Raw genomic sequence first — 23,509 nt, forward strand, 5'->3', positions numbered from 1 at the left:
ACGGGTTGAGTGGGAGAGCCATATGCGGCTGGAACTGCTCGTACTTCCATGGTTTGCGATGCTCGTCGCGTGCGAGAAGGCGGTGACCGTGGTGTCGCCGGATTCCTATCCGAACCATCCCGTCACAGAGATCAAGGTCCACTTCTCCCAGCACTTAAAGCCGGGCAGTTTTCGAGCCAAGCTCGACGGCCAAGACGTCACTTCGCTTTTCGCTCCGGCCCCTGTTCCAGGCGGCGAGGCGACAATGCAGATCCCCGCGTTGGAATGCGGCTTCGAAAACGGTGAGACGACGCCGCCGTCTCCGCCACCGCCGATGCGCCCTGTTGGCGTCGATACGAATGCGAGGTCGGCCGGACCGCCTTCGTCGGGCGGGGCCGTGCAACAGGCGCAACCCCAGTCGCCCAATGCCGCACCTGCGCCGGTTCCGCCTCCGCCGTCTGGACTGACGGTCTTCTGGCATCGCATCATAGTCGACGGGGGCTGTTCCGGCGGACGAATCTGCGAAGGCGACGAGCGCCCATTCTTGCCACCGCATTTGGTTGGAATCCCAATCAAACTCCCGCTCTACAAGAACGAGCCCCAACGCTTTCAAGTCAGCGTTTGGCCGGTAGTGGCAGCGCCGATCGGCGTGAAAGTCAGGCCAGAGATAAGCCCCCAGCAAGTTCAATCGCGAGTCAATCTCGGTGCTGGCCCCGACGCTCCCATTTCGACGACCGTGCCCGCCGGCGGACAAAGCCCCTACATACCCATCGTTGGACTGATTGAACCGACCAGCTATGTCCTCCGCCTTTGCGCCCCAGGTACGCAACGCGGTGCCGTGACTGGGCCGATCCAGCGGCGGCAGTAGCAGACATATAAAGAATCCTTTATATTTGCCTTTCGCAGCGGGCACGTCTAACGGCTCCCGCGACCAGCGCTCGACGCAGCGCGCATCATTCAATTGGAGAATCTTACGTGGCGACGCAGGCTGAAACCCGTTTCAACGACTTTGTCGTGAAGGACCTCGGCCTGGCCGATTTCGGCCGCAAGGAGATCGAGATCGCTGAGACCGAGATGCCGGGCCTCATGGCGCTGCGCGAAGAGTTCGGCGCTTCCAAGCCGCTCAAGGGCGCTCGCATCACCGGCTCGCTGCACATGACGATTCAGACGGCAGTGCTCATTGAGACGCTTGTCGAGCTAGGCGCCGAAGTGCGCTGGGCATCGTGCAACATCTTTTCGACGCAGGACCACGCGGCTGCGGCAATTGCCGCCCGCAACATTCCGGTATTTGCGATTAAGGGTGAGACCCTCGAAGATTATTGGGACTATGTCGTCCGCATCTTCGACTGGGGTACCGACACCACCGCCAACATGATCCTCGACGACGGCGGCGACGCGACCATGTTTGCGCTTTGGGGCTATCGCGTCGAGAAGGGCGAGACGCTCTTCACTCCGTCGAACGAGGAAGAGGAAATCTTCGTTGCCACGCTGAAGCGCTTCCTCGCCGAGCGTCCGGGCTATCTCACCAAGACGGTCGAGACGATCAAGGGCGTGTCGGAAGAGACCACCACCGGCGTCCACCGCCTTTATGAGCTGGCAAAGCAGGGCAAGCTCCCGTTCCCGGCGATCAACGTCAACGACAGCGTCACCAAGTCGAAGTTCGACAATCTCTACGGCTGCAAGGAAAGCCTCGTCGACGCGATCCGTCGCGGCACCGACGTCATGCTGGCCGGCAAGGTCGCGGTCGTCGCTGGTTACGGCGACGTCGGTAAGGGCTCGGCAGCATCGCTTCGCAACGGCGGCGCACGAGTGTTGGTGACCGAAATCGACCCGATCTGCGCGCTTCAGGCCGCGATGGAAGGTTACGAGGTCGTGACGATGGAAGAGGCGACCCAGCGGGCCGACATCTTCGTCACAGCGACGGGCAATGCCGACGTCATCACCCTCGACCACATGCGGGCGATGAAGAACATGGCGATCGTCTGCAACATCGGCCACTTCGACAGCGAGATCCAGATCGGCGCGCTGGCCAACATGAAGTGGACGGAGATCAAGCCGCAGGTCGACGAGGTCGAGTTCCCCGACGGCAAGAAGATCATCGTCCTGTCGAAGGGCCGCCTGGTGAACCTCGGCAACGCCACGGGTCACCCGAGCTTCGTGATGAGCTCTAGCTTCACCAACCAGGTCCTGGCGCAGATCGAGCTGTGGACCCGTTCGGACCAGTACAAGAACGACGTCTACGTGCTGCCGAAGCACCTCGACGAGAAGGTTGCGCGCCTTCACCTCGACAAGCTCGGCGTCAAGCTGACGAAGCTGACCGAGAAGCAGGCGTCCTACATCGGCGTTCCGACCGAGGGCCCGTTCAAGCCGGACCACTACCGCTACTAAGCTCGACAGATACGAGTTGATCGAAGGGTGGGAAGTCGCTGGCTTCCCACCCTTTCTTTTGTTGAGCGCTTCGCCGTATGAGTTTGACCGAGGGGGTAACTCGCGGGCTTCATGAGCGCTCTTGGCGCAATGACAATTTGGATCGTGGCTCTGGCGCTGCTTTGGCTGGCGCTTGCGGTCGCGATCACGATTCATGCGGCCCGTCGCTTCCGGCTTGCCGAGGACGTTCTGGGTGCCGCCCGTGCAAATGCGACGCTGCTCGAGCTGACGCCTGCAAGGCCACTGCTGATCCGTCCGGACATGCGCATCGAGGCGGATGTCCAACTGGTCCGCGAGCTCGGTCTTCATGAGCAACCGGCGCGCCTTAAGGATCTGGTGGGCAATGACAGCGGCCTATCGCGCGAGGATCTCGAAGCGCTGAACGAGGACGTCGAGGCTGCTCGGGCGTCCGCCGGCCGCATTGCGCGCAAGGTTCGAGCAATCGCGTCGGGTCGCGTGTTTGAGGTGCGCGGCGGACCAGCGCCTTCTTCCGAGCCGGCAGGAACTTTGCTGCTCTGGTTTTTCGACACGAGCGTCGGCGAGGAGGAAAGGTCGCGCCTGGCGTTGCGCCTTCGTCAGACGGAGGGTGCACTCAATTCACTGACCCATCTGATCGAAGCGGCGCCGTTTCCAATGTGGTACCGTGGCCCTGACCTCAAGCTCGGCCTGGTGAACAGCTCTTTCGTTCACGCTGTCGAAGCGAACGACGCGAGTGAAGTCATCGAACGGGGCTTCGAGCTGGTCGACGAGGAAGGCGAACACAGCGCCGCCGCAACCGCTCGAAAGGCGCAGGAGACGGGCCGCATTGTATCCCGCATGCAGCCCGCGATCATCCGTGGCGAGCGCCGCATGCTCAGGGTGACAAATGTGCCCCTATCGACGGGCGCAGTCGCTGGGTTCGCCGTCGATGTGCAGGATCTGGAAGACGCTCGCACGGAACTTGCCCGGCACATGGAATCGCAGCGGGAGCTCGCGGATCGTATGACCGCGGGAACGGCGCAGTTCGATGCCGATCGTAGCCTCAGCTTCTTCAATCGTCCGTTTGCGGTGATGTCGCAGCTCGATCCGGAATGGCTGGCCGAGCGGCCAGAGTTCGACCGCATTCTCGAACGCATGCGCGACAATCACCGGCTTCCTGAGGTCCGCGACTTCCCGGCTTGGCGAAATGAGCGCCGCGACTGGTTTACCAGCGCTGAGGAGGTGGTGGAGGAGGAGTGGACGCTTCCCGACGGCGATCACGTCCGCGTGGTCGCTCAGGCTCTTCCGGACGGCGGGCTTAGGCTGTTCCTAGAGGATCGGACCGAGCAACTTCGTCTCGCTTCCGCTCGGGATACGCTCCTTCGCGTCCGGGCGGCGACCTTCGACAATCTGTTCGAAGCGATCAGCGTTTTCGCCAGCGATGGACGGCTATACCTTTGGAACCGCCGCTTCCTGGAGGATTGGGAGCTGGACGAGGAATGGCTCGCCGAGCATCCGCGAGTCGATGAGCTTGTGCCGGCGATGGCCCGCAAGCTGGTCAATCCGACGGCGGCCGCGCAGATCCGCGAGATGGTTCGTCAGACGACGAATGAGCGCCAGTCGTCGAACGGCCGCATCTCGATGACCGATGGTCGTCACTTTCAGTTCGCGGCGGTTCCGCTGCCGGACGGAAATGCGCTCTTCACGATGGTCGATGTGACTGCCTCCACCCGCATCGAGGCAGCGCTACGTGAACGCGCAGCTGCTCTCGAGGAGGCAGATCGCGTGAAGACCGACTTCGTCGCTAACATGAGCTACGAATTGCGGACGCCGCTGACGTCGATCGGCGGCTTCGCTGAACTGCTCGGCGGCGGTTACGCCGGTAAATTGTCGGACAAGGGCGCGGACTACGTCGCTGCGATCCTCGAATCCGTGGAACGTCTCTCCAAGCTGATCAACGATGTGCTCGATCTCACGACGGCCGACACGGGTGGCATCGCCCTTGAGCACGAACGTGTGGATGTGGCCGGCTTGTGCCGGGCTGCGCTGGAGGCGGGCCGCGCCGCTGCAGCCGAGAAATCGCAGAAGCTCGAGGCGGAGATTTCTGTCTCGGCGGGATACGTTTTCGGTGATGCGCGCCGGCTGCGCGAATCCGTCGAGCATGTGCTCGCCAACGCGATCGCCTACAGCGACCGGAAGGGCAGGATCGTACTGACTGCCGAAGGGGACGAGGAAAAGGCGATCATCCGCATCACCGACAACGGTTCCGGCATTGCGCCTGAAGACCTCCCGCGCGTCTTCGACCGATTCGACCGCGTCGTTGAAGCGGGTGTGCGCGGAGAAGCGGCGCTTGGCCTCGGTCTCCCGCTGACGCGCCAGTTCATCGAGGCGCACGGCGGAACCGTCGAGATCCAGTCGAAGAAGGATAAGGGCACGACCGTCACTCTGACGATCCCGCGCGGTTCGAAATGATCCTGTCCAGTGAGGAAGACACTGTCGCCGTGGGAGCGGCTTTGGCGACTGCGGCCAAGGGAGGAGACGTAATCACTCTCTCAGGACCGCTCGGCGTAGGAAAGACGGCGTTGGCCCGCGGCTTCCTGGCGGCAAGGGGACACGCCGGCGAAGTGCCGAGCCCAAGTTTCGCGATCGTCCAGCCCTACGAAGACCTGGACCCGCCGGTCTGGCATGTCGATCTGTACCGCATCGAGGACCCGTCCGAGATTGAGGAGCTGGGACTCGATTCCGCAACCGACGCGGTGCTTCTCGTCGAATGGCCCGAGCGGGCTGGGCCCAATCTGTGGCCGGAAGCACTCAACCTGACCCTGGACTTCGGACAGAATGGCGACAGAATCTTGACAGCGAATGTGCCCCCGTCATGGGAGGGACGATGGCTTCCCCGATGACTCCGCCTCCCTATGCCAATGAATTCCTTGCTTCTTGCGGGTGGCAGGGAGCGCAGATCCTGCCGCTCGCAGGAGATGCATCGTTCCGCCGGTACTTCAGGGTCGTGAATGGCGATCGGAGCGCGGTGCTGATGGATGCGCCGCCGCCTCATGAGGACCCGCGGCCGTTCATTGCCGTGGCCGAATGGTTGGTTTCTACCGGTCTCAGCGCCCCAGACATTCTGGCTCGAGATCTTGAGCGGGGCCTCCTGCTGCTGGGCGATTTCGGCGATGTCCGCCTCCGCGAAACGCTGGACAGCGATCCGCAGCGCGAGCGTGAGCTGTACGAGCTTGCTACCGACGTCCTGGTTCAGCTGCACCGTCATCGGCCAATGGATGGGCTGCCAGTCCATGGCCTGGAACAGTGGCTAACGGAGCTGGAACTCTTCACCGAATGGTATTGCCCCACGGTGGGCGTTGACGTGCACGTGCAGACCTATCGTGACGCCTGGAGGCAAGTTCTCGAGCCGGTTGCGAGCGACGGGCTTGGCCCCGTCACGGTTCTTCGCGATTATCATGCGGAGAACATCATGCTCGTTGGGGATCGGGAAGGTGTTGCTCATTTCGGTTTGCTGGATTTCCAGGACGCGCTTTCCGGCCACCCCGCGTACGACCTTGCGTCGGTGCTTGAGGACGCCCGCCGTGACGTGTCGCCTAACATCGAGCGCGCCATGATCGACCGCTACGTCGCCGCAACGGGTCAGGGGGAGGCGTTCGAGCGCTCCTATTGGTCGCTGGCCGCACAGCGGAACACGCGAATACTCGGTGTCTTCACCAGGCTGTGGAAGCGCGACGACAAGCCGGGCTACCGGCGCTTCCAGCCTCGAATGTGGGGACTTCTCGAACGCGATCTTGCCCAGCCGCACCTGAAACCGGTGCGGGATTGGTTTGACGCGAACATCCTGCCTGAGCACAGGCGCGAACCGTGGAAGCAGGCGGCGTGAACAAAGCGAAGCGGGCTCTCAGCCTAAAGGCGGAGATTCCCGCCGAAGTTCCCCATACGGCCATGGTCATGGCTGCTGGCCTCGGGAAGCGCATGCGGCCCCTTACGGCGACCAAGCCAAAGCCGTTGATCGAGGTTGGAGGGAAGCCGCTGCTCGATCACGTCCTTGAGAGGCTCAAAGCGGCTGGCGTGAAGAAAGTCGTCGTCAACGTTCACTATCTCGCTGATGCCGTGGAAGCGCATCTAGCCACGCGCCCGCATGGGCTGGAGGTCGTGATCTCGGATGAGCGCGGGCTGTTGATGGAGACCGGCGGCGGTATGGTGCAGGCGGAGCAACTCATCGACTGCGACCCGTTTCTGGCGGTCAATAGCGACAATCTCTGGGTCGACGGGCCTGCGGACACGCTAAAGCTGCTCGCGTCTCACTGGGACGATTCGAAGATGGATGCGCTGCTGCTGCTGGTTCCGCTGGCACGCGCCGAGAACCACAAGGGCATGGGCGACTTCCACATGGCCCGAACCGGGCAGCTTCGGCGGCGCGACCGAAGCCACGTCGCGCCGTTCGTCTTCACGGGCGTCCAGATGGTCTCGAAGCGCCTGCTCCGCGAAGCGCCGGAAGGGCCTTTCTCGACGAACATCTTGTGGGACCGGGCGATTGAGGAAGGCCGTTGCTATGGCGCGGTCCACCAGGGCTTGTGGTTCGATGTCGGCACGCCGAAGTCGATCCCGATGACGGAAGCGGCGCTAGAGAATGCCTGACGGGAGTCAGGCTCCCACCGTCTTCACCATCCCGTCCCACCGCTCCTTCGCGGATGCGCTGGCGGTCGGCCTGATCCAGCGCTTCGGCAAGGACCCGCTGGGGCTGGCGCGAGGGCGCATCCTGCTTCCGAACAATCGTGCTGTGCGGACGGTCACGGAGGCCTTCGTTCGGGCTAGCGGCAGCGGTCTGCTCCTGCCGCGCTTGATCCCGGTGGGCGATCCGGAGCTGGACGAGCGGATCGGAGGGGCGCTGGAGCCGCTCGACAGCGGCGATCAGGTGCCTCCCGCGATTGAACCGTTGCAGCGGCTCCTGATCCTTGCCGACCTAGTCCGGAACGAAGGTACGAATAGCGCCGAGGCCCTGCGGCTTGCCCAGGATCTCGCGCGTACGCTCGACACGTTGGTCGTTGAGCAGGTTGATCCGAAGCGTCTGGCCGAAGCTGCCGCCGACGCTCCCGAGCTGGCGATTCACTGGCAGGTGTCACTCGAACGACTACGCGCGATCATGGAGCTCTGGCCACGCCAGCTGAACGAGGTCGGTCACATCGATCTGGCTGAGCGCCGCAATCGTCTCCTGAAGCGCCTTGCCGAGCGCTGGCGCGAACGCCCACCGACGGGGTTCACCATTGCCGCGGGTATTACGACCACTGCGCCTGCCGTGGCGGCTCTACTCCACCGCGTTTCGCGCATGCCGGAGGGAATGGTAGTCCTACCGGCACTTAGCCTGTCCGACACTCTTCCGGACGAGGAATGGGAAGCGCTCGGCCCCGACGAACATGGACGTGCTGAACAGACTCATCCGCAATATCATTTGAAGCTCCTGCTGGACCGCATCGGTGTTGCACGCGGCGAGGTTGACGTCTGGCCCACGTCGGGCCGCGCAGCATCACCAGCGGTTCGCGCTCGTGCCGTGGCCAACGCGATGACGGCGGCGGACTTCAGCGACAAATGGAGCGGGCTCAAGCCTTCGGATCGACGGCTCAGCGGTGTGCGTGCTGCCGAGTTCGCCGATGCTGCCGCCGAGGCGCAGGGCATCGCGCTTGCGCTCCGCGAGGCCAGGGAGACTCCCGGCAAGACGGCCGCGTTGGTCACGCCCGATCGGATGCTGGCGCGGCGTGTATCGGCCTTGCTCCGCCGTTGGGGCATCGAGGCGGACGACAGTGCGGGCCGCTCTTTGTCTGAGACGCCTCCGGGCACCCTGTTGTTGGCAATCGCTGCAGCTGCTGCCGAGGAACTCGCGCCAATCCCATTGCTGGCGTTGCTGAAGCATCCACTGGTGGGCGGCGGGGGCGAGGATCGCCTCAATTGGCTGGACGCAGTGAGGTCGGTCGACCTTGCCTTGCGCGGACCTCGGCCGGCGGCGGGCCTTGAGGGATTGGACGAGCATCTCAGCAAGACCCCGGCCGCAAGGGCTTGGGCATCCGTTCGCCCCTATGCAGAGATTGTTGGCGAGCTGCTGGCTCGTCCGTTGACCCTTTCTGAGTTTGCGCGGCAGCTTGGAGCGACAGCGACGAAGCTCGCCGGTGATCTGGTTTGGAGCGGTTCCGAAGGCCGGGTGGCGGCCGATCTCCTCGCCGAGTTGGAGGTTGCCGACGGCGCCAGGGCGATGGTGCTGACTCCCGAGGACGCGGTTCCGGTGCTCCGTGATCTCCTCGATCAGCAGAGTGTGCGCCCACCTTATGGCGGGCATCCGCGAATCTCGATCTGGGGACTGCTCGAAGCCCGCCTGCAGCAGGCTGACCTGGTTGTTCTTGGTGGGCTGAACGAGGGCGTATGGCCCGCTGCTCCGGCGCCCGATCCATGGCTCGCGCCGAAGATCCGCGCGAACCTGAAGCTGCCGGGCCTCGAATTCCGGACTGGATTATCGGCCCACGACTTCGCGAGCGCACTCGGCGCTCCCCAGGTTCTTGTGACCAGGGCTCGGCGGAACGAGCGTTCGCCCACTGTCGCGTCGCGTTTCTGGTTGCGGCTGGAGGCGATGACCGGTGGAATTACGCGCGACACCCGCCTCGAACGGCTGGTCAGCGCCTTGGACGATCCGGGCGTGGCCGAGCCTACGCACAGGCCACGACCGCAGCCTGCGGCCGAGCAAAGGCCTCGGCGCATCTCCGTAACGTCTGTGGATCGGCTGAAGGCTGATCCTTTCGCCTTTTATGCGCAGGCGATGCTCGAGCTGCGAAGGCTCGATCCGATCGACGCCGACCACAGTGCTGCATGGAAAGGCACCGCCGTCCACAAGGTGCTGGAAGAGTGGCTTCGTCAGGACGATTGCGCGCCCGAGAAGCTCCTGCCGCGGGCGCAGGCTCTCCTGCAAAATGAGTCCATCCATCCGATGCTTCGCGCACTCTGGGCGCCGCGGCTGATCGAAGCGATCAAGTGGATCGAGGAGCAGGTCGAAGAGGACCGGGAGGAGGGCCGCGTGCCCCTCAAGGCGGAGATCACCGGCGAGACCAAGATCGATGGGGTGACGGTGCATGGCAAGGCCGACCGCATCGACCTGCTTCCCAATAAGGGTCTCGCGATCGTCGACTATAAGACGGGCAAGGCACCGGCGCAGAAAGCCGTCGATGCGGGATTCGCACTTCAGCTTGGTCTCCTTGGCTTGATCGCTCGTGCTGGCGGCTTTCCCGACGTCACCGGCGAACCGCGCGCTCACGAATATTGGTCACTCACGAAGGATCGCGATCGCTTCGGCAAGCGCGTCATTCCCGACAAGAAGATGGGCGCTGGCGAGTTTCTCGCTCACGCCGAGGCGAATTTCCGTGAAGCGGCGGCGAAGTGGCTGACCGGCAGCGAACCGTTCACGGCGAAGCTCAACCCCGCCTACGCACCCTATGGCGATTATGATCAGCTGATGCGGCTCGAAGAATGGTACGGCCGCGAATGAGGTTAGCGCCGAGGCTTCTTCTTGATCTTCGAGGCGTAGAGCAGGGCGGCGACGATGGCCGCGGAGCCGATCCCGACGGCAACGCCGGCCTTCACCAGCTTCGTGCGCCGCTGTTCGTTCTCGTTATTGTCGTCGGTCATCTTTTGCTCCTTGGCCGCACCTCTATGAAAGCGGCCGCCTGATGTCCAACCGGATCAAGGCGCTCCACCAGCTTCAGGGCGACCAGGCGCGAGCTGCCGATCCGCGCGCTCATGCGGCGCTATCGGCTTCGGCGGGGACAGGGAAGACGCAGGTCCTGACGGGCCGCGTGCTTCGCCTGCTGCTCTCGGGCGCTGCGCCTGAGACAGTCCTCTGCCTTACCTTCACCAAGGCTGCCGCGGCGGAGATGGCGAACCGCATCGGTGCACGTCTGGCTGCATGGGTGCGAATGAAGGATGCGGACCTCAAGAAGGACCTGTTCGCGCTCAGCGAGCCGAACGACCCGGTTACGATGCAGCGCGCGCGCCGGCTGTTCGCTAAGGTGCTCGAAGCGCCTGGCGGCCTTCGCATCCAGACGATCCATGCCTTCGCTCAGACGTTGCTGGCCTCCTTCCCGGCGGAGGCGGGCATCGCGCCGGGATTCCAGCCGCTGGAGGGCAGGGCTGAGCAGGAGCTTGCGCGCACCACGCTCGCCAACTTGCTGGCCGACGCTGAGGCTAGCGGCAACGAGCGGCTCATCGGCGATGTGCAGACGCTTAGCCTCAGGCTCGGTGAAGCGGCCGCTGTCGATTATTTGATGCGTTGCGCGAGAGCGCAGGAGGCGCTCGCCGGACTTGGCTCAGCCCAGAGCATCGAGCCGAAGCTTCGCACACTCATGGGCCTGCCTGATGAATCGCTCGACGATTACGTCGCGCATCACTGCGGAGACGATCGCTTCGATTGCGATCTGCTGCGTGCCGTCGCCGACGCGAACCGGCGCTGGGGTGCGCAGACCGGGCTGGGCCACGCTGACGTGATCGAAAATTGGCTCAACCTCACGCCGATCGAGCGTGCGGCCGCTCTTCCATCGCTGCGGAAAGTCGTGCTCACCGAGAAGGACACGCTTCGCATCTCAGCCGGCCAGGCGAAGGCCGAGCCTCACTATGAATCGCATGCGGGCCGCCTTGCGATCCTCATTGGAGAGCTGCTGCAGATTCAGAACGGCGCTCGCCTGGGAGCCGACATGGCGGCAGGGCTTCGCGCGGGACAAGCCTTCGCCGATGCCTATGCCCGGGCGAAGCGCGCAGCGGGCGTCGCCGACTTCGACGACCTAATACGCTGGACCCGGCACCTGCTCGAACAGCCGGGGATGGGTGAGTGGGTGCGCTACAAGCTCGATCAGCGCACCGACCACATCCTGGTCGATGAAGCGCAGGACACGAACGCGGCGCAATGGGACATCGTCCGCGCGCTGACCGAGGAATATTTCAGTGGCTCGCCCGAGACTGAGCGGCGCGTGCGCACCCTCTTCATGGTCGGGGATTTTAAGCAGGCGATCTACGGCTTCCAGGGGACCGATCCGCGCGAGTTCGAAAAGATGCGGTCGGAAATCCGTGAGCGTTCGCAGTCGAATCTGTTCGATGAGGATGCAGCAACCGAATTCCGCGACCTCTCTATCAACGCCAGCTATCGGTCGGCGCAGGCAGTGCTCGATACTGTCGATGCAGTGATTGCGGATGTCGGTTTCCGTGAGATGGGCCTGCCGGAGCTTCCGCCCCCGCACGTCGCTTATCATTCCGGCAGGCCCGGCGTCGTAGAGCTTTGGAGGCCGTTCACGCTCGACGGCGACGAGAATGGCGACGAGGGCGAGGAGGGCTGGCTCGACGAAGACGCCCGACAATACGCCGACCTGATAGCCGAGCAGGTTCGGGAGTGGATCGACGAAGCGCCCGTGCTCGATTCGACCAAGAGGCCGCTGACCGCCGGCGACATATTGATCCTTGTGCGTAGCCGTGGCGAACTCGCCTCGCTGATCGTTGCGCGATTGTTTCAGCGCCGAGTTCCGGTGGCGGGCATCGATCGACTCTTCCTGTCGAAGCCCTTTGCCGTGCGCGACTTGCTTGCAGCGGTGACCTTTGCCGTGCAACCGCTCGACGACCTTAACCTAGCGAACCTGCTCGTCTCGCCGCTGATCGGATGGGACCAGCAGCAGCTCTTCGATCTCGCTTACGGTCGTGAGAAGAAGCCGCTGTGGCGCGCCCTGCGCGAGCGGGTCGGCGAACGTGCAGACTTCTCCAGTGCTCACGCGCTGCTCGGCGAGTTGCTGACGATGGCCGACTACACACCGCCCTCGCGCTTCCTCGAGACGATCTTGTCCGGCCCGATGCAAGGTCGGCGGAAGCTGTACAGCCGCCTCGGGCTCGCGGCTCGTGATCCAATCGATGAGCTGATGACCGCCGCTCTGGAGTTCGAACGCAACGAAGTGCCGTCCCTCGAGCGCTTCCAGGCGTGGTTCTCTCGCGGCGAAGTCGAAATCCAGCGGGACCCCTCGGAGCGCGCCAATGCGGTGCGGGTGATGACCGTGCACGGGGCAAAGGGCCTCGAAGCGCCTTATGTCATCCTCGCGGACGCGACTGCTGACCCGGCCAACCTGGGTCAGCGCAACCCGCCTCTCGATCTTCCGGTCGAAGGCGAGAAGGTGCCCGTGCTGCGGCCGAGAAAGGCGGAACTGGTCGCTCCGTTCGATGCGATCGCTGTGGATGAGAAGGCGAAGGACCTCGAAGAGCACTGGCGGCTGCTTTACGTCGCGATGACGCGAGCGAGTGAGCGGCTCCTGGTGGCCGGAATCAAGCCCAGTCGAGGGCAGCCCGAGAACAGCTGGCACAAGCGGGTCGAGCATGCGCTGACTTCGCTGGGCGTAGCGGCGCAGGAAGACCCGCGCTGGGGCGCTGTTTGGCAGTATCGCGGGAGCATCGTGCCGAAGGTTACAGCGGCGAAGTCTTCGCGAACGCAGCAGCCGCCACTCTCGCTGCCGGAGTGGACCAAATTGCCGGCGCCGGCCGAGCCGCGACCGCCGCGTCCACTGGCGCCGTCACAACTGGCCGAGGATCGCGAACCTTCGCCACCCCCTACGCCAGCGTCACGCGATGCAGCTCGTCGCGGTACGCTGATCCATCAGTTGCTCGAACGTCTGGCGGATGTTGCGCCCGAGGAGCGGCGGGAGAGGGCGCTCGATTGGCTTCAGCATTCGGCCGGGCTCGACGAGGCATCACAGCGACTTGAGATCGCTGATCAGGTGTGCAGCGTCCTTTCTGACGACCGCTTCTCGCAACTCTTTGGGCCGGGCTCACTTGCCGAAGCACCGCTCGCCGCGACCCTGCCGGATGGCCGCGTCGTCGCGGGCACCGCGGACCGCCTGTTGATCGAGGATAGCCGCGTCTCTGTCCTCGATTTCAAAACCGGCCGGGTTCCTGAGCGGGAAGGCATGATCCCGGCCGCGCACCTGGCGCAAATGGACGCTTATGTGGCTGCTCTCCGCGTGATCTTTCCAAGCCGGGAGGTCCGTGCGGCGCTTCTCTATACCGCCGGGCCGAAACTGTTCGAACTGCCGTCTTGAGAGGCGACACACGACCGCCCATATCTCTCTTAACTTTTGACACGGAGAATCGCCGCCATGGCCACCAAGACCGTCACCGACCAGAGCTTTGCGAACGATGTGCTGGGGGCCGAGGGGCCCGTCCTGGTAGATTTCTGGGCGGAATGGTGCGGACCGTGCCGGATGATCGCTCCGGCGCTCGAAGAGATTGCGAACGACCTTGGCGACAAGGTTACCGTCGCCAAGCTCAACATCGACGAAAATCCCGACATCCCGGGCCGCTATGGCGTGCGTGGTATTCCGACGATGCTTCTGTTCAAGGGCGGCCAGCCCGTCGCGCAGAAGGTCGGCGCCGCGCCCCGCAGCCAGATCCAGCAGTGGCTCGAAGGTAACCTCTAAGAACTTATTCGCCCGGGGGCTCGGTTCCGCTGAGTCCCCGGGTTTCCGGCCTGAATTTCTCATGCCGCGGTAGGTCGTCTTTGGGTTCGAACCAGCCGATCTTGCTTCCCCAGAAAATGTGAAAGCCCGGTTGTACCGCTTCAGGATCGTCCAGTGTGACGACGCTGAAGTCCACGGTTTCGGGCTGGTGGTCGACCTTCATCAGGAAGGGCGTCCCGCATTCGCCGCAGAATTCACGATGCCCGAAGCTGGATGAGGGCACCGATTTCACCTTGTCCGCGCCCTTGGTCCAGACGAGGTCTCCGTCCGGCACGCTGGCGAAAACCATAGCCGGAGCACCGCTGTTCAACTGACAGGTGCGGCAGTGGCACCAGCCGCAGTCGAACGGTTCGCTCCTGAGCTCGTAGCGCACTGCGCCGCACATGCATCCGCCGCTTTGGCTCATCTCGATTACCTTGCCTTAATTGACTACGGCTAGGGCGCTCCTTACATCGCCCGCGACAGTTTCCCAGAGCGTCGGCGAGAGGTTTCCGCCCAATCCTGAACGCGCGGGTTTTTAAGGGATTTCCATGATCGCCGGACTGGCAAAAAGCATCTTCGGATCGGCCAACGATCGCTATGTTCGCGGGCTTGGCAAATATGTCGATGCGGTAAACGGCTTCGAGCCGAACATTTCCGCAATGACCGATGACGAGCTCCGGGGGCAGACTGAGCGGTTCCGGCAGCGTCTCGCCAGCGGCGAGCGGCTCGACGATCTGCTTCCCGAGGCATTCGCGACCGTTCGCGAGGCGGCGATCCGTGTTCTTGGCCAGCGCCACTATGACGTGCAGCTGATCGGCGGCATCGCGCTTCACCGCGGTGAAATTGCCGAGATGAAGACGGGTGAAGGAAAGACGCTCGTCGCGACGCTGGCGACCTATCTCAACGCGCTTGAAGGCAAGGGTGTCCACGTCGTTACCGTCAACGACTATCTCGCCCGCCGCGACGCGGGATGGATGGGCCAGATCTACCGTTTCCTCGGAATGACCGTGGGGGTCATCGTTCCCAACCTCTCCGACCAGGAACGCCGCGACGCCTACAACGCCGACATTACCTACGCGACGAACAACGAGCTGGGGTTCGACTATTTGCGCGACAATATGAAATATTCGCGCGAGAACATGGTCCAACGGCCGTTTAATTTTGCGATCGTCGACGAGGTGGACTCGATCCTGATCGACGAGGCCCGAACCCCCCTGATCATCTCCGGCCCGACCGACGACAAGTCTGATCTCTACATCGCGGTCGACAAGCTGGTGAAAACCTTCCAGCCGTCTGACTATGAAAAGGACGAGAAGCAGAAGAGCGTCGTCCTTACCGAGGAAGGCACCGAAAAGGCGGAGCGCCTGCTTGAGGAAGGTGGCCTGATCGAGGGCCGCAACCTCTACGACATCGCCAACACGCAGGTCGTCCACCACTTGAACCAGGCCCTCAAGGCCAATGTGATGTTCAAGAAGGACATCGACTACATCGTGAAGGACGGTCAGGTCGTCATCATCGACGAGTTCACCGGCCGCATGATGGAGGGCCGCCGCTGGTCCGACGGTCTGCACCAGGCGGTCGAAGCCAAAGAAGGCGTCAACATCGAGCCTGAGAACCAGACGCTCGCCTCGATCACCTTCCAGAACTATTTCCGCATGTATCCGAAGCTTTCGGGCATGACCGGCACGGCGATGACCGAAGCGCCGGAATTCTTCGACATTTACAAGATGAACGTCGTCGCCATCCCGACCAACGTGCCCGTCCAGCGGCGCGACGAGGATGACGAATTCTACAAGACGATGCCCGAGAAGTTTGCGGCCATCACCAAGGAAATCCAGGAGAAGCAGCAGGCGGGCCAGCCAGTCCTGGTCGGCACGATCTCGATCGAAAAGTCCGAGATGCTATCGGAATTCTTCAACAAGGCCGGGGTCAAGCACTCGGTGCTGAACGCGCGCTTCCACGAGCAGGAAGCTCATATCGTTGCCCAGGCCGGACGTCCCGGCGCAGTGACGATCGCCACCAACATGGCGGGCCGCGGCACCGACATTCAGCTCGGCGGCAACGTCGAGTTCCGCATCGAGGACGAGCTCCGCGACGTTCCTGAGGGTCCGGAGCGCGAGAAGGAAATCGAGCGCATTCGGCGCGAGGTCGCGGCCGAGAAGGAAGTCGTGCTCGCTTCGGGTGGTCTTTACGTCCTCGGCACCGAGCGCCACGAGAGCCGGCGCATCGACAACCAGCTTCGTGGCCGTTCGGGACGACAGGGCGACCCGGGCCTGTCGAAATTCTATCTCAGCCTCGACGACGATCTCCTGCGTATTTTCGGACCGCAGACGATGTTCGCGCGCCTGATGAACAAGAACCTTGAGGATGGCGAAGCGATCGTCAGCCCTTGGATTTCCAAGGCGATCGAAACTGCCCAGCGCAAGGTCGAGGCCCGCAACTACGACATCCGCAAGCAGGTCGTCGAATTCGACGACGTGATGAACGACCAGCGCAAGGTCATCTACGAGCAGCGCGCAGACATCATGGATGCGGAAAGCGTCAGCGAGACGATCGCTGACATGCGCGCGGAAACGGCTGCGGCCATCGTGAATGTGACCTGCCCACCGGGCACCTATCCCGAGCAGTGGGACGTCGCAGCGCTCAAGGAAAGTGTCGACGTGGTCTTCGGACTTCAGCCGCCGATCGAAGCATGGCTCGAAGAGGATGCTGTCGAGCAGGAGATGATCGTCGAGCGGATCCAGAAGCTTTCCGACGACGCCATGGCGTCAAAGCTTGAGAGCGTTGAGCCCGATCGCTGGAATGATGTCGAGAAGCAGATCTTGATTCAGACGCTCGACCATCACTGGAAGGAGCACCTCGCGACACTCGATGCGCTTCGCCAGGTCATCCACCTTCGCAGTTACGCCCAAAAGAAGCCGATCGACGAATATAAGCAGGAAGCATTTCTGCTGTTCGAGCGTCTACTGGTGTCGATTCGTGAGGAAGTAACGCGCGTGCTGATGCGGGCGCAGGTGCAGCTCGAGCAGGCGCCTCCGCCGGTGCTGCCCGACTTCATCACGCAGCACCTCGATCCGTTCTCGGGCGACGACAATACCGCCGATATCGACGCGGCTACCGGCACGGTTCTGTCGAACCTTCCGCCGCTGAACATCCCGCAGCCGCCCCTTCCGCAGGGCGACGTGCAGGGTGAAGTGGTCGAAGCGCCACTCAGCCGTAATGCTCCTTGCCCGTGCGGTTCCGGGCGGAAGTACAAGCATTGCCACGGGCAGCTCGCGTAACGCGGGCCAAGCCGGTGGGCCCCATCGATCGTATTGCGCTCAGGCGCGCCTATCGGCCTGACGAGGAACACGTCGTAGCGGAGCGCCTCGAGCAGGCGCGCCTTGCGCCAGATACCTTGGCTGAGGCGACTGCGACGGCGCGCGCACTCGTCAAGGGCGTACGGGCGCATAAGCCCTCAGGCGTAGACGCGTTTCTGCAGGCCTATGACCTCGGCTCGGACGAAGGCATCGCCATGATGTGCCTTGCCGAGGCTTTGCTCCGTATTCCGGATGCGCACACCGCGGACGAGCTGATTGCCGACAAGCTGTCGGGGCCGGACTGGTCGGACAAGCTGGGGCAATCGGACTCCTCATTCGTCAATGCCGCGACCTTCTCGCTGCTCCTCACCGGCAAGGTGCTGGAGAATGCGCAGGACCGGTCGGACAATTGGAAAGCGGCACTGGGCAGGGCGGTTGGACGGTTGGGCGAGCCCGTGGTCCGTACGGCAGTCCGCGAGGCGATGAAGATCCTCGGTCGTAACTTCGTGTTTGGCCGCGACATTGACGAAGCCCTGAAGCGAGCTGCGCCTGAGCGGAAGCAGGGTCTTAGCCACAGCTTCGATATGTTGGGCGAGGCGGCGAAGACCTACGATGACGCAGAACGCTACGCCGACGCCTACCGGAAAGCGCTGGCACGGATCGCGAAAGAGGCGAAGGACGGTTTCCGCCGGTCGCCTGGAATCTCCGTCAAGCTGACGGCGCTGCATCCGCGCTATGAATTCACGCATCAGGCCCAGGCCGTCGCAGCGGTTTTGCCGGTGCTTCGCGAGCTGGCGCTGTCCGCGTCGAAAGCCGACGTCCATTTCACGATCGATGCAGAGGAAGCCGACCGGCTACAGCTTCAGCTTGATGCGTTCGAGGCATTGCTTGCCGACGACGAGCTTTTCGCCAATGGCTGGAGCGGCTTCGGAATTGCCATCCAGGCCTATCAGAAGCGTGCGGCGCCGCTGTGCGACTGGGTGATCGAGACGGCCCGTTCTCATGGCCGCAAGCTCATGGTCCGCCTTGTGAAGGGCGCTTACTGGGATACGGAGATCAAGGCGGCGCAGGTCGGCGGCCTTCCTGATTATCCCGTGTTTACACGCAAGGTTGCGACCGACGTCTCCTATCTTGCCTGCGCGAAGAAGCTGCTGGACGCCAGTGACGTCATCTACCCGGCATTCGCCACGCACAACGCGAACACGATCGGCCAGGTAAAGGCCCTCGCCGCCGGGCGTGAGTTCGAGTTCCAGCGGCTGCATGGGATGGGCGAAGAGCTCTATGAGGAGCTGGCGGAGCTCGAGCGGCACATTGGCGACGAACAGACGCCGGTCCGCATCTATGCGCCCGTTGGCAGTCACAAGGAGCTGCTGGCCTATCTGGTGCGGCGTCTCCTCGAAAACGGTGCCAACTCGAGCTTCGTCAATCGGATAGCCGACGAGCAGGTCTCTCTGGATGAACTCGTTCGGGACCCGGTGGCTGAGCTTCAGTCGCTCAAGCCCTATCGAAACCCGAAGATCATTCTGCCACGCGACGTTTTCGGGGCCGACCGGCACAACAGCGCCGGGCTCGATCTATCCGATCCGCTGGTGCGCGAGCCCATCCTTGAGCGACTGAAGGTATTGGACGGTCGCAGTTGGACTGCGAAGCCGACGATCGGGAAGGGAAAGGCGAGGACGGTTACGTCCCCTCACGATCGCCGAGCCGAAGTCGGAACCGTCTTCGAAGCAACCGCAGACGAAGTCGATCGCATGGTGCGCGCAGGCCATGCGGCCCAAGTCGCCTGGGACGCGCTTGGCGGCGAAGCCAGAGCGAGGCTGCTGGATCGCACTGCTGACCTCTACGAACAGCATCGCGAGGAATTCTATTCTCTCTGCATTCGCGAGGCAGGAAAGACGCTTCCTGATGCAGTGCTGGAAGTCCGGGAAGCCGTCGATTTCCTTCGTTTCTACGCGTCGGAGGCGCGGCGTCAGTTCACACGGCCGATGCCGCTACCTGGTCCCACCGGCGAGCAGAATGAGCTTCGCCTCCATGGACGCGGCGTATTTGCCTGCATCAGCCCCTGGAATTTCCCGCTCGCCATCTTCACGGGGCCAGTCGCTGCGGCGCTTGCGGCAGGAAACACCGGGATCGCGAAGCCCGCGGAGCAGACACCGCTGATCGGCGCATTGGCCGTGGAGCTGATGCACCGCGCCGGGTTCCCGAAGGATGTCGTCCAGCTCGCTCCCGGCGATGGTCGCGTTGGAGCGGCGCTGACGTCTCATGCGCTGCTGGCGGGTGTCGCTTTCACGGGCTCGACCGAGACGGCGCGCCTCATCAACCGCACGCTGGCCGAGCGCGGCGGGCCGATCATCCCCTTCATCGCCGAGACGGGTGGCCAGAATGCCATGATCGTCGACAGTTCCGCACTGCCCGAGCAGGTCACCCGCGACGTCATTTCGTCGGCCTTCCAAAGCGCCGGGCAGCGTTGCTCGGCCTGCCGCGTTGTCTTCGTTCAGGAGGATGTCGCGGACAGCATGATTGCGATGATCTCAGGTGCGATGAAAGCGCTGACCGTGGGGGATCCGAGCGACCTGAAGACCGATGTTGGTCCAGTAATCGATGAGGACGCTAAGGCGGCGCTGGATCGACACCTCGATTGGCTCGAAAAGAATGCGAAACGCATTTGCCGGCTCCCGCTTCCGAACGAGGCCGCTCACGGCAGTTTCGTCGCTCCGGCATTGTATGAGATTAAAGCGCTAAGCGACTTGAATCGTGAGAACTTCGGGCCGCTGCTTCATGTGATTCGCTATCCTGGCGATAAGCTCGACAAGGTGGTCGATGCCATCAACGAGACGGGCTATGGCCTGACCCTCGGCCTGCAGAGCCGCATCGACACCGTGCGCGACTATGTCGAAGAGCATGCGCGGGTGGGCAATTTCTACGTCAACCGCAACCAAATCGGTGCCGTCGTCGAGAGTCAGCCGTTCGGAGGTGAAGGCCTCAGCGGCACAGGCCCGAAGGCCGGCGGACCGCACTATGTCGCTCGATTTGCTACAGAACGTGTCACGTGCATCGATACGACCGCGGCGGGCGGTAACGCCTCCCTAATGGCGGCCCTCGAAGGTTAGTCACGTCCCAGCAAGGGACGATTCTTTACTAACCCTTGATTCTGATACAGAAATGGCGGTTTGGGTGAGCAGTTCGCGGCCAGAGGGGAGCCGCATCTGCGTTAGGGGAGTTCATGCAGGTGATGGATCTTGTGCGCGCGCCGCACTGCCGTGCGGCAGGAGAGCGTAATTGAGGATCGCCGGACTGGAATTGCCGAAGGTGCTTTCCGATGCACTGGCCGATTGCCGCCAGCACTTCGTTGCGGCTGCGATCTTCAGCCTGTTGATTAACATCCTCTATCTCGCGCCGACGCTGTACATGTTGCAGGTCTACGACCGTGTGGTCCCGACCGCGGGCAAGACGACTTTGCTGTTCGTGACGCTGGCACTCGCGCTGGCGCTGATGACGCTGTCTGCGCTGGACATGGTCCGCAACCGTCTTCTGATCCGCGCTAGCCAGCGCGTCGATGCCCTGATTGCGCCGCGTATTCTCAAGCAGATGATGGCGACGGATTCGGGTGCCGCCGGCCAGGCGATGCGCGACTTCGATTCGGTCCGTACCGCAATGGCGACGCCTGCCATTGCGGCTATCTTCGACCTTCCCTGGACGCCCGTCTTCCTGATCGTCGCATTCATGCTTCACTTCTGGATCGGCATCCTGGCGATCTTCGCGATGGTGCTGCTGGTGAGCCTGGCCTGGCTCAACCAACGCGCGACCCAGAAGAAGATGGAGATTGCGACGGCGGCAATGGCGTCCGCGCACAACAGCCAGCAGGCTGCTGCGACCCATGGCACGACCGTGAAGGGCCTCGGGATGACCGGCGCGATGGTTGATCGCCAGCTCGCTCATCGCCGAATTGCCCTTTCCAACATGCTGAATGCTCAGTTTGCTGGCGCAAAGCTTACGGCCTCAAGCCGCTTCTTCCGACTGTTCATTCAGTCGATTGCGTTGGGCGTGGGCGCATTGCTGGCAATCGCCGGCGATATCTCCTCGGGCGCGATTATCGCCTCTTCGGTGCTTCTCAGCCGGGCGCTGCAGCCGGTGGAAAGCATCATCGGCGCCTGGTCGCCGCTGACCTCGGCGCACGCCGCAGTGAAGCGACTGGCTCGGGCTTTCGAGAACCTGGAGGAGCAGCGCATCTACACGACGCTGCCTGCTCCCGAGGGCGTACTTACGGTCGAAGAAGTCGGAATGCGTGCTCGCGAAGGAAAGCCGATACTCGTCGGCGTCACCCTGCGCGCAGATCCAGGCCAGATCCTGGGCATCATCGGCCCCAGCGGATCCGGCAAGACGACGCTCGGCAAGATCCTCGTCGGCGCACTCCAGCCGACGATCGGAACGGTGCGCATAGACGGCGCTCGTCTGACCGACTGGGATCAGGACGAGCTTGGACCGTATCTCGGCTACATGCCGCAGGAACCGTCCCTGTTCGAAGGCTCGATCAAAGAGAATATCGCGCGATTCCAGAAGGGTACGACCGCGGAGGAAACCAAGACGATCGACGAGGCCGTCGTCGCCGCAGCGAAAGAAGCCGGCATTCACGAGCTCATCCTTCAGCTGCCGAAGGGGTACGATACCGAGCTCGGCCTGATGGGCGCTGGGCTATCCGCCGGTCAGTCGCAGCGCGTTGCGCTCGCACGCGCACTGTACGGAGATCCGAAGGTGCTCGTGCTCGATGAGCCCAATGCCTTCCTCGACCAGGATGGCGAGCAGTCGTTGATTGCGGCCATTGCAAAGGCCCGGAAGCGCGGAGCGACGGTGATCGTCATCGCCCATCGCCGCGGCGTCCTGCAGACCGCAGACCGCCTGCTCGTCCTGGAAGATGGCAAGCCGCGCATGATCGGCCCCGCCGCTGAAGTTGTTGCCCGACTGACCGGGCCGAAGAGTTCGGAGAATGCCGCATGAGCGAAGCGCTCGTCCTCGCCTCGCCCGTTCACAGCGAAGCGGGCAATCCCACCCGCGAGATTCGCTTGGGAGCAGCCATCGCAGGCGCCTTTTTCATCCTGTTCCTGGGGTGGGCGGCGTTCGTTCCCCTGGACGCCGGGGTGCACGCGGCGGGTCAAATAGCCGTTTCCGGCAATCGTCAGACGGTCCAGCACAAGGACGGGGGCATGGTGAACTCCATCCACGTCCGCGAAGGCCAGCACGTGAAGGCGGGCGAAGTGCTTATCGAGCTGTCCGCGCCAGAGCTGAAGGCGTCCGAGCGGGCCCTCACCAGCGATTATCTGACTCTGATTGCCCAGCGCGCGCGCCTGATGGCGGAACGCGTGGGCCAGCGCGATTTCGCTACCCCTGTCGAATTCGCGAGCCTCAGTCCGGAAGACCGTGAGATCGCCAATCAGGTGATGGCTCTCCAGCGCTCCGAAATGCGGGCTCGATCCGGCGCGATGTCGGCGCAGCAATCCGTGCTCGGCCAGCGGGCTTCCCAGCTTGTCCAACAGCAGGGAGGCTATGTGAAACAGCGCGAGGCCCTGGTCGAACAGCAGCGGCTAATTGCCGAAGAGCTGGACGGCCTGAAAAGCGTCGCTGCGAAGGGCTTCGCATCCATGAACCGCGTTCGCCAGCTTGAGCGCGCACAGGCGGATCTCAAGGGCCAGGAAGCCCAGATGACTGCGGAATATGCACGCGCCGGCGAGGGCATCGGCGAAACCAAGATGCAATCGCTGAGCGTCGGCCGCGACCGCCTCGAGCAGATTGAATCCGATCTGAAGGACACGCAGAGCAAGATTTCCGAGGTCCTGCCGAAGCTGGTGGCAACCCGCGAGCAGCTGCAGCATTCGCTCGTACGCGCGCCCGCCACCGGCCAGGTCGTAGGTCTGCAGGTGTTCACCATCGGGGGCGTGGTGGGAGCAGGCCAGAAGCTGATGGACATCGTTCCCGATGGCCGGGAGCTGGTCATTCAGGCCCAGCTCAATCCGACGGACGCCGACGACGCATACCCGGGACAAAAGGCCCAGGTGCGTTTTCTCAGCGTGCACAACCGCGAGCTGCCGCTCTTCACGGGCACGGTGCGCACCGTCTCTGCCGACAGCTTCACCGACGAGAAGTCCGGCCGCACCTACTTCCGCACGGAAATCGTGGTCCCGGAAGCCGAGCTGAATCGCGTCCGTTCGGTGCTCGGCAATGGCGAGCTGCGCCCCGGCCTGCCGGTCGAAGCGGTGCTGACCGTGCGCAAGCGGACTGCGCTGCAGTATCTGCTGGAGCCGCTGACCGGCGCGCTCTGGCGGTCCGGCCACGAAGAATAAGAGGGAA

15 protein-coding genes are annotated in these 23,509 nt (G+C 63.2%); 13 read left to right on the forward strand and 2 right to left on the reverse strand.

Annotation, left to right across the window (positions count from 1 at the left end; translation table 11 throughout):
• Positions 1-22: 22 nt before the first annotated feature.
• From AC4GYV_RS05305 to addB, 7 genes are all read left to right on the forward strand, one after another.
• Positions 23-847, forward strand: coding sequence for a hypothetical protein (locus AC4GYV_RS05305; RefSeq protein ID WP_491099615.1), 825 nt, complete (start codon positions 23-25; stop codon positions 845-847).
• A 107-nt stretch (positions 848-954) separates the two neighbouring features.
• Positions 955-2,367: an adenosylhomocysteinase gene (gene ahcY, locus AC4GYV_RS05310; RefSeq protein WP_491099616.1), complete on the forward strand. Its 1,413-nt coding sequence runs from the start codon at positions 955-957 to the stop codon at positions 2,365-2,367.
• 129 nt (positions 2,368-2,496) lie between these two features.
• On the forward strand, positions 2,497-4,836 hold the full coding sequence (locus tag AC4GYV_RS05315; RefSeq protein ID WP_491099617.1) for a PAS domain-containing sensor histidine kinase: 2,340 nt from the start codon (positions 2,497-2,499) through the stop codon (positions 4,834-4,836).
• Positions 4,833-5,267 carry a tRNA (adenosine(37)-N6)-threonylcarbamoyltransferase complex ATPase subunit type 1 TsaE gene (tsaE, locus tag AC4GYV_RS05320; protein WP_491099618.1) on the forward strand — a complete coding sequence of 145 codons (435 nt, stop codon included), beginning with the start codon at positions 4,833-4,835 and terminating at the stop codon, positions 5,265-5,267. The genes AC4GYV_RS05315 and tsaE overlap by 4 nt, the downstream gene beginning before the upstream one ends.
• Positions 5,264-6,250 (forward strand): aminoglycoside phosphotransferase family protein, encoded by a 987-nt coding sequence (locus AC4GYV_RS05325; RefSeq protein ID WP_491099619.1) that lies wholly within the window; start codon positions 5,264-5,266, stop codon positions 6,248-6,250. Before tsaE ends, AC4GYV_RS05325 begins: the two co-directional genes overlap by 4 nt.
• Positions 6,247-7,008 (forward strand): nucleotidyltransferase family protein, encoded by a 762-nt coding sequence (locus AC4GYV_RS05330; RefSeq protein WP_491099620.1) that lies wholly within the window; start codon positions 6,247-6,249, stop codon positions 7,006-7,008. Before AC4GYV_RS05325 ends, AC4GYV_RS05330 begins: the two co-directional genes overlap by 4 nt.
• Positions 7,001-9,895: a double-strand break repair protein AddB gene (gene addB / locus AC4GYV_RS05335; RefSeq protein WP_491099622.1), complete on the forward strand. Its 2,895-nt coding sequence runs from the start codon at positions 7,001-7,003 to the stop codon at positions 9,893-9,895. Before AC4GYV_RS05330 ends, addB begins: the two co-directional genes overlap by 8 nt.
• A 2-nt stretch (positions 9,896-9,897) precedes the next feature.
• Here addB and AC4GYV_RS05340 read toward each other — a convergent pair whose 3' ends face one another.
• On the reverse strand, positions 9,898-10,035 hold the full coding sequence (locus tag AC4GYV_RS05340) for a hypothetical protein (RefSeq protein ID WP_491099623.1): 138 nt from the start codon (positions 10,033-10,035) through the stop codon (positions 9,898-9,900).
• 41 nt (positions 10,036-10,076) lie between these two features.
• Here AC4GYV_RS05340 and addA point away from each other — a divergent pair, with 41 nt between their 5' ends.
• Positions 10,077-13,469, forward strand: coding sequence for a double-strand break repair helicase AddA (gene addA, locus AC4GYV_RS05345; protein ID WP_491099624.1), 3,393 nt, complete (start codon positions 10,077-10,079; stop codon positions 13,467-13,469).
• A gap of 57 nt (positions 13,470-13,526) precedes the next feature.
• Positions 13,527-13,847: a thioredoxin gene (gene trxA, locus AC4GYV_RS05350; RefSeq protein WP_491099625.1), complete on the forward strand. Its 321-nt coding sequence runs from the start codon at positions 13,527-13,529 to the stop codon at positions 13,845-13,847.
• A gap of 4 nt (positions 13,848-13,851) precedes the next feature.
• Here trxA and AC4GYV_RS05355 read toward each other — a convergent pair whose 3' ends face one another.
• Positions 13,852-14,292 (reverse strand): GFA family protein, encoded by a 441-nt coding sequence (locus tag AC4GYV_RS05355; protein WP_491099626.1) that lies wholly within the window; start codon positions 14,290-14,292, stop codon positions 13,852-13,854.
• 124 nt (positions 14,293-14,416) lie between these two features.
• Here AC4GYV_RS05355 and secA point away from each other — a divergent pair, with 124 nt between their 5' ends.
• The 4 genes from secA to AC4GYV_RS05375 all read left to right on the forward strand — a co-directional run bounded on the left by secA (position 14,417) and on the right by AC4GYV_RS05375 (position 23,502).
• Positions 14,417-17,149, forward strand: coding sequence for a preprotein translocase subunit SecA (secA, locus tag AC4GYV_RS05360; RefSeq protein WP_491099627.1), 2,733 nt, complete (start codon positions 14,417-14,419; stop codon positions 17,147-17,149).
• Positions 17,128-20,277, forward strand: coding sequence for a bifunctional proline dehydrogenase/L-glutamate gamma-semialdehyde dehydrogenase PutA (putA, locus tag AC4GYV_RS05365; RefSeq protein WP_491099628.1), 3,150 nt, complete (start codon positions 17,128-17,130; stop codon positions 20,275-20,277). Before secA ends, putA begins: the two co-directional genes overlap by 22 nt.
• 169 nt (positions 20,278-20,446) lie before the next feature.
• Positions 20,447-22,162 carry a type I secretion system permease/ATPase gene (locus tag AC4GYV_RS05370; RefSeq protein ID WP_491099629.1) on the forward strand — a complete coding sequence of 572 codons (1,716 nt, stop codon included), beginning with the start codon at positions 20,447-20,449 and terminating at the stop codon, positions 22,160-22,162.
• The gene (locus AC4GYV_RS05375) at positions 22,159-23,502 is read left to right on the forward strand and encodes an HlyD family type I secretion periplasmic adaptor subunit (protein WP_491099630.1); all 1,344 of its coding nucleotides are present in this window, start codon (positions 22,159-22,161) and stop codon (positions 23,500-23,502) included. The genes AC4GYV_RS05370 and AC4GYV_RS05375 overlap by 4 nt, the downstream gene beginning before the upstream one ends.
• Positions 23,503-23,509: the final 7 nt, after the last annotated feature.

Source organism: Sphingomonas sp. SP4 (genome assembly GCF_058313375.1).

What these genes read in the sequence shown, in the direction of transcription:
- AC4GYV_RS05305 (WP_491099615.1), top strand. Translation starts at nt 23, where the DNA reads ATGCGGCTGGAACTGCTCGTACTTCCATGGTTTGCGATGCTCGTCGCG.
- AC4GYV_RS05315 (WP_491099617.1), top strand. Translation starts at nt 2,497, where the DNA reads ATGACAATTTGGATCGTGGCTCTGGCGCTGCTTTGGCTGGCGCTTGCG.
- tsaE (WP_491099618.1), top strand. Translation starts at nt 4,833, where the DNA reads ATGATCCTGTCCAGTGAGGAAGACACTGTCGCCGTGGGAGCGGCTTTG.
- AC4GYV_RS05325 (WP_491099619.1), top strand. Translation starts at nt 5,264, where the DNA reads ATGACTCCGCCTCCCTATGCCAATGAATTCCTTGCTTCTTGCGGGTGG.
- addB (WP_491099622.1), top strand. Translation starts at nt 7,001, where the DNA reads ATGCCTGACGGGAGTCAGGCTCCCACCGTCTTCACCATCCCGTCCCAC.
- AC4GYV_RS05340 (WP_491099623.1), bottom strand. Translation starts at nt 10,035, where the DNA reads ATGACCGACGACAATAACGAGAACGAACAGCGGCGCACGAAGCTGGTG.
- addA (WP_491099624.1), top strand. Translation starts at nt 10,077, where the DNA reads ATGTCCAACCGGATCAAGGCGCTCCACCAGCTTCAGGGCGACCAGGCG.
- trxA (WP_491099625.1), top strand. Translation starts at nt 13,527, where the DNA reads ATGGCCACCAAGACCGTCACCGACCAGAGCTTTGCGAACGATGTGCTG.
- AC4GYV_RS05355 (WP_491099626.1), bottom strand. Translation starts at nt 14,292, where the DNA reads ATGAGCCAAAGCGGCGGATGCATGTGCGGCGCAGTGCGCTACGAGCTC.
- secA (WP_491099627.1), top strand. Translation starts at nt 14,417, where the DNA reads ATGATCGCCGGACTGGCAAAAAGCATCTTCGGATCGGCCAACGATCGC.
- AC4GYV_RS05375 (WP_491099630.1), top strand. Translation starts at nt 22,159, where the DNA reads ATGAGCGAAGCGCTCGTCCTCGCCTCGCCCGTTCACAGCGAAGCGGGC.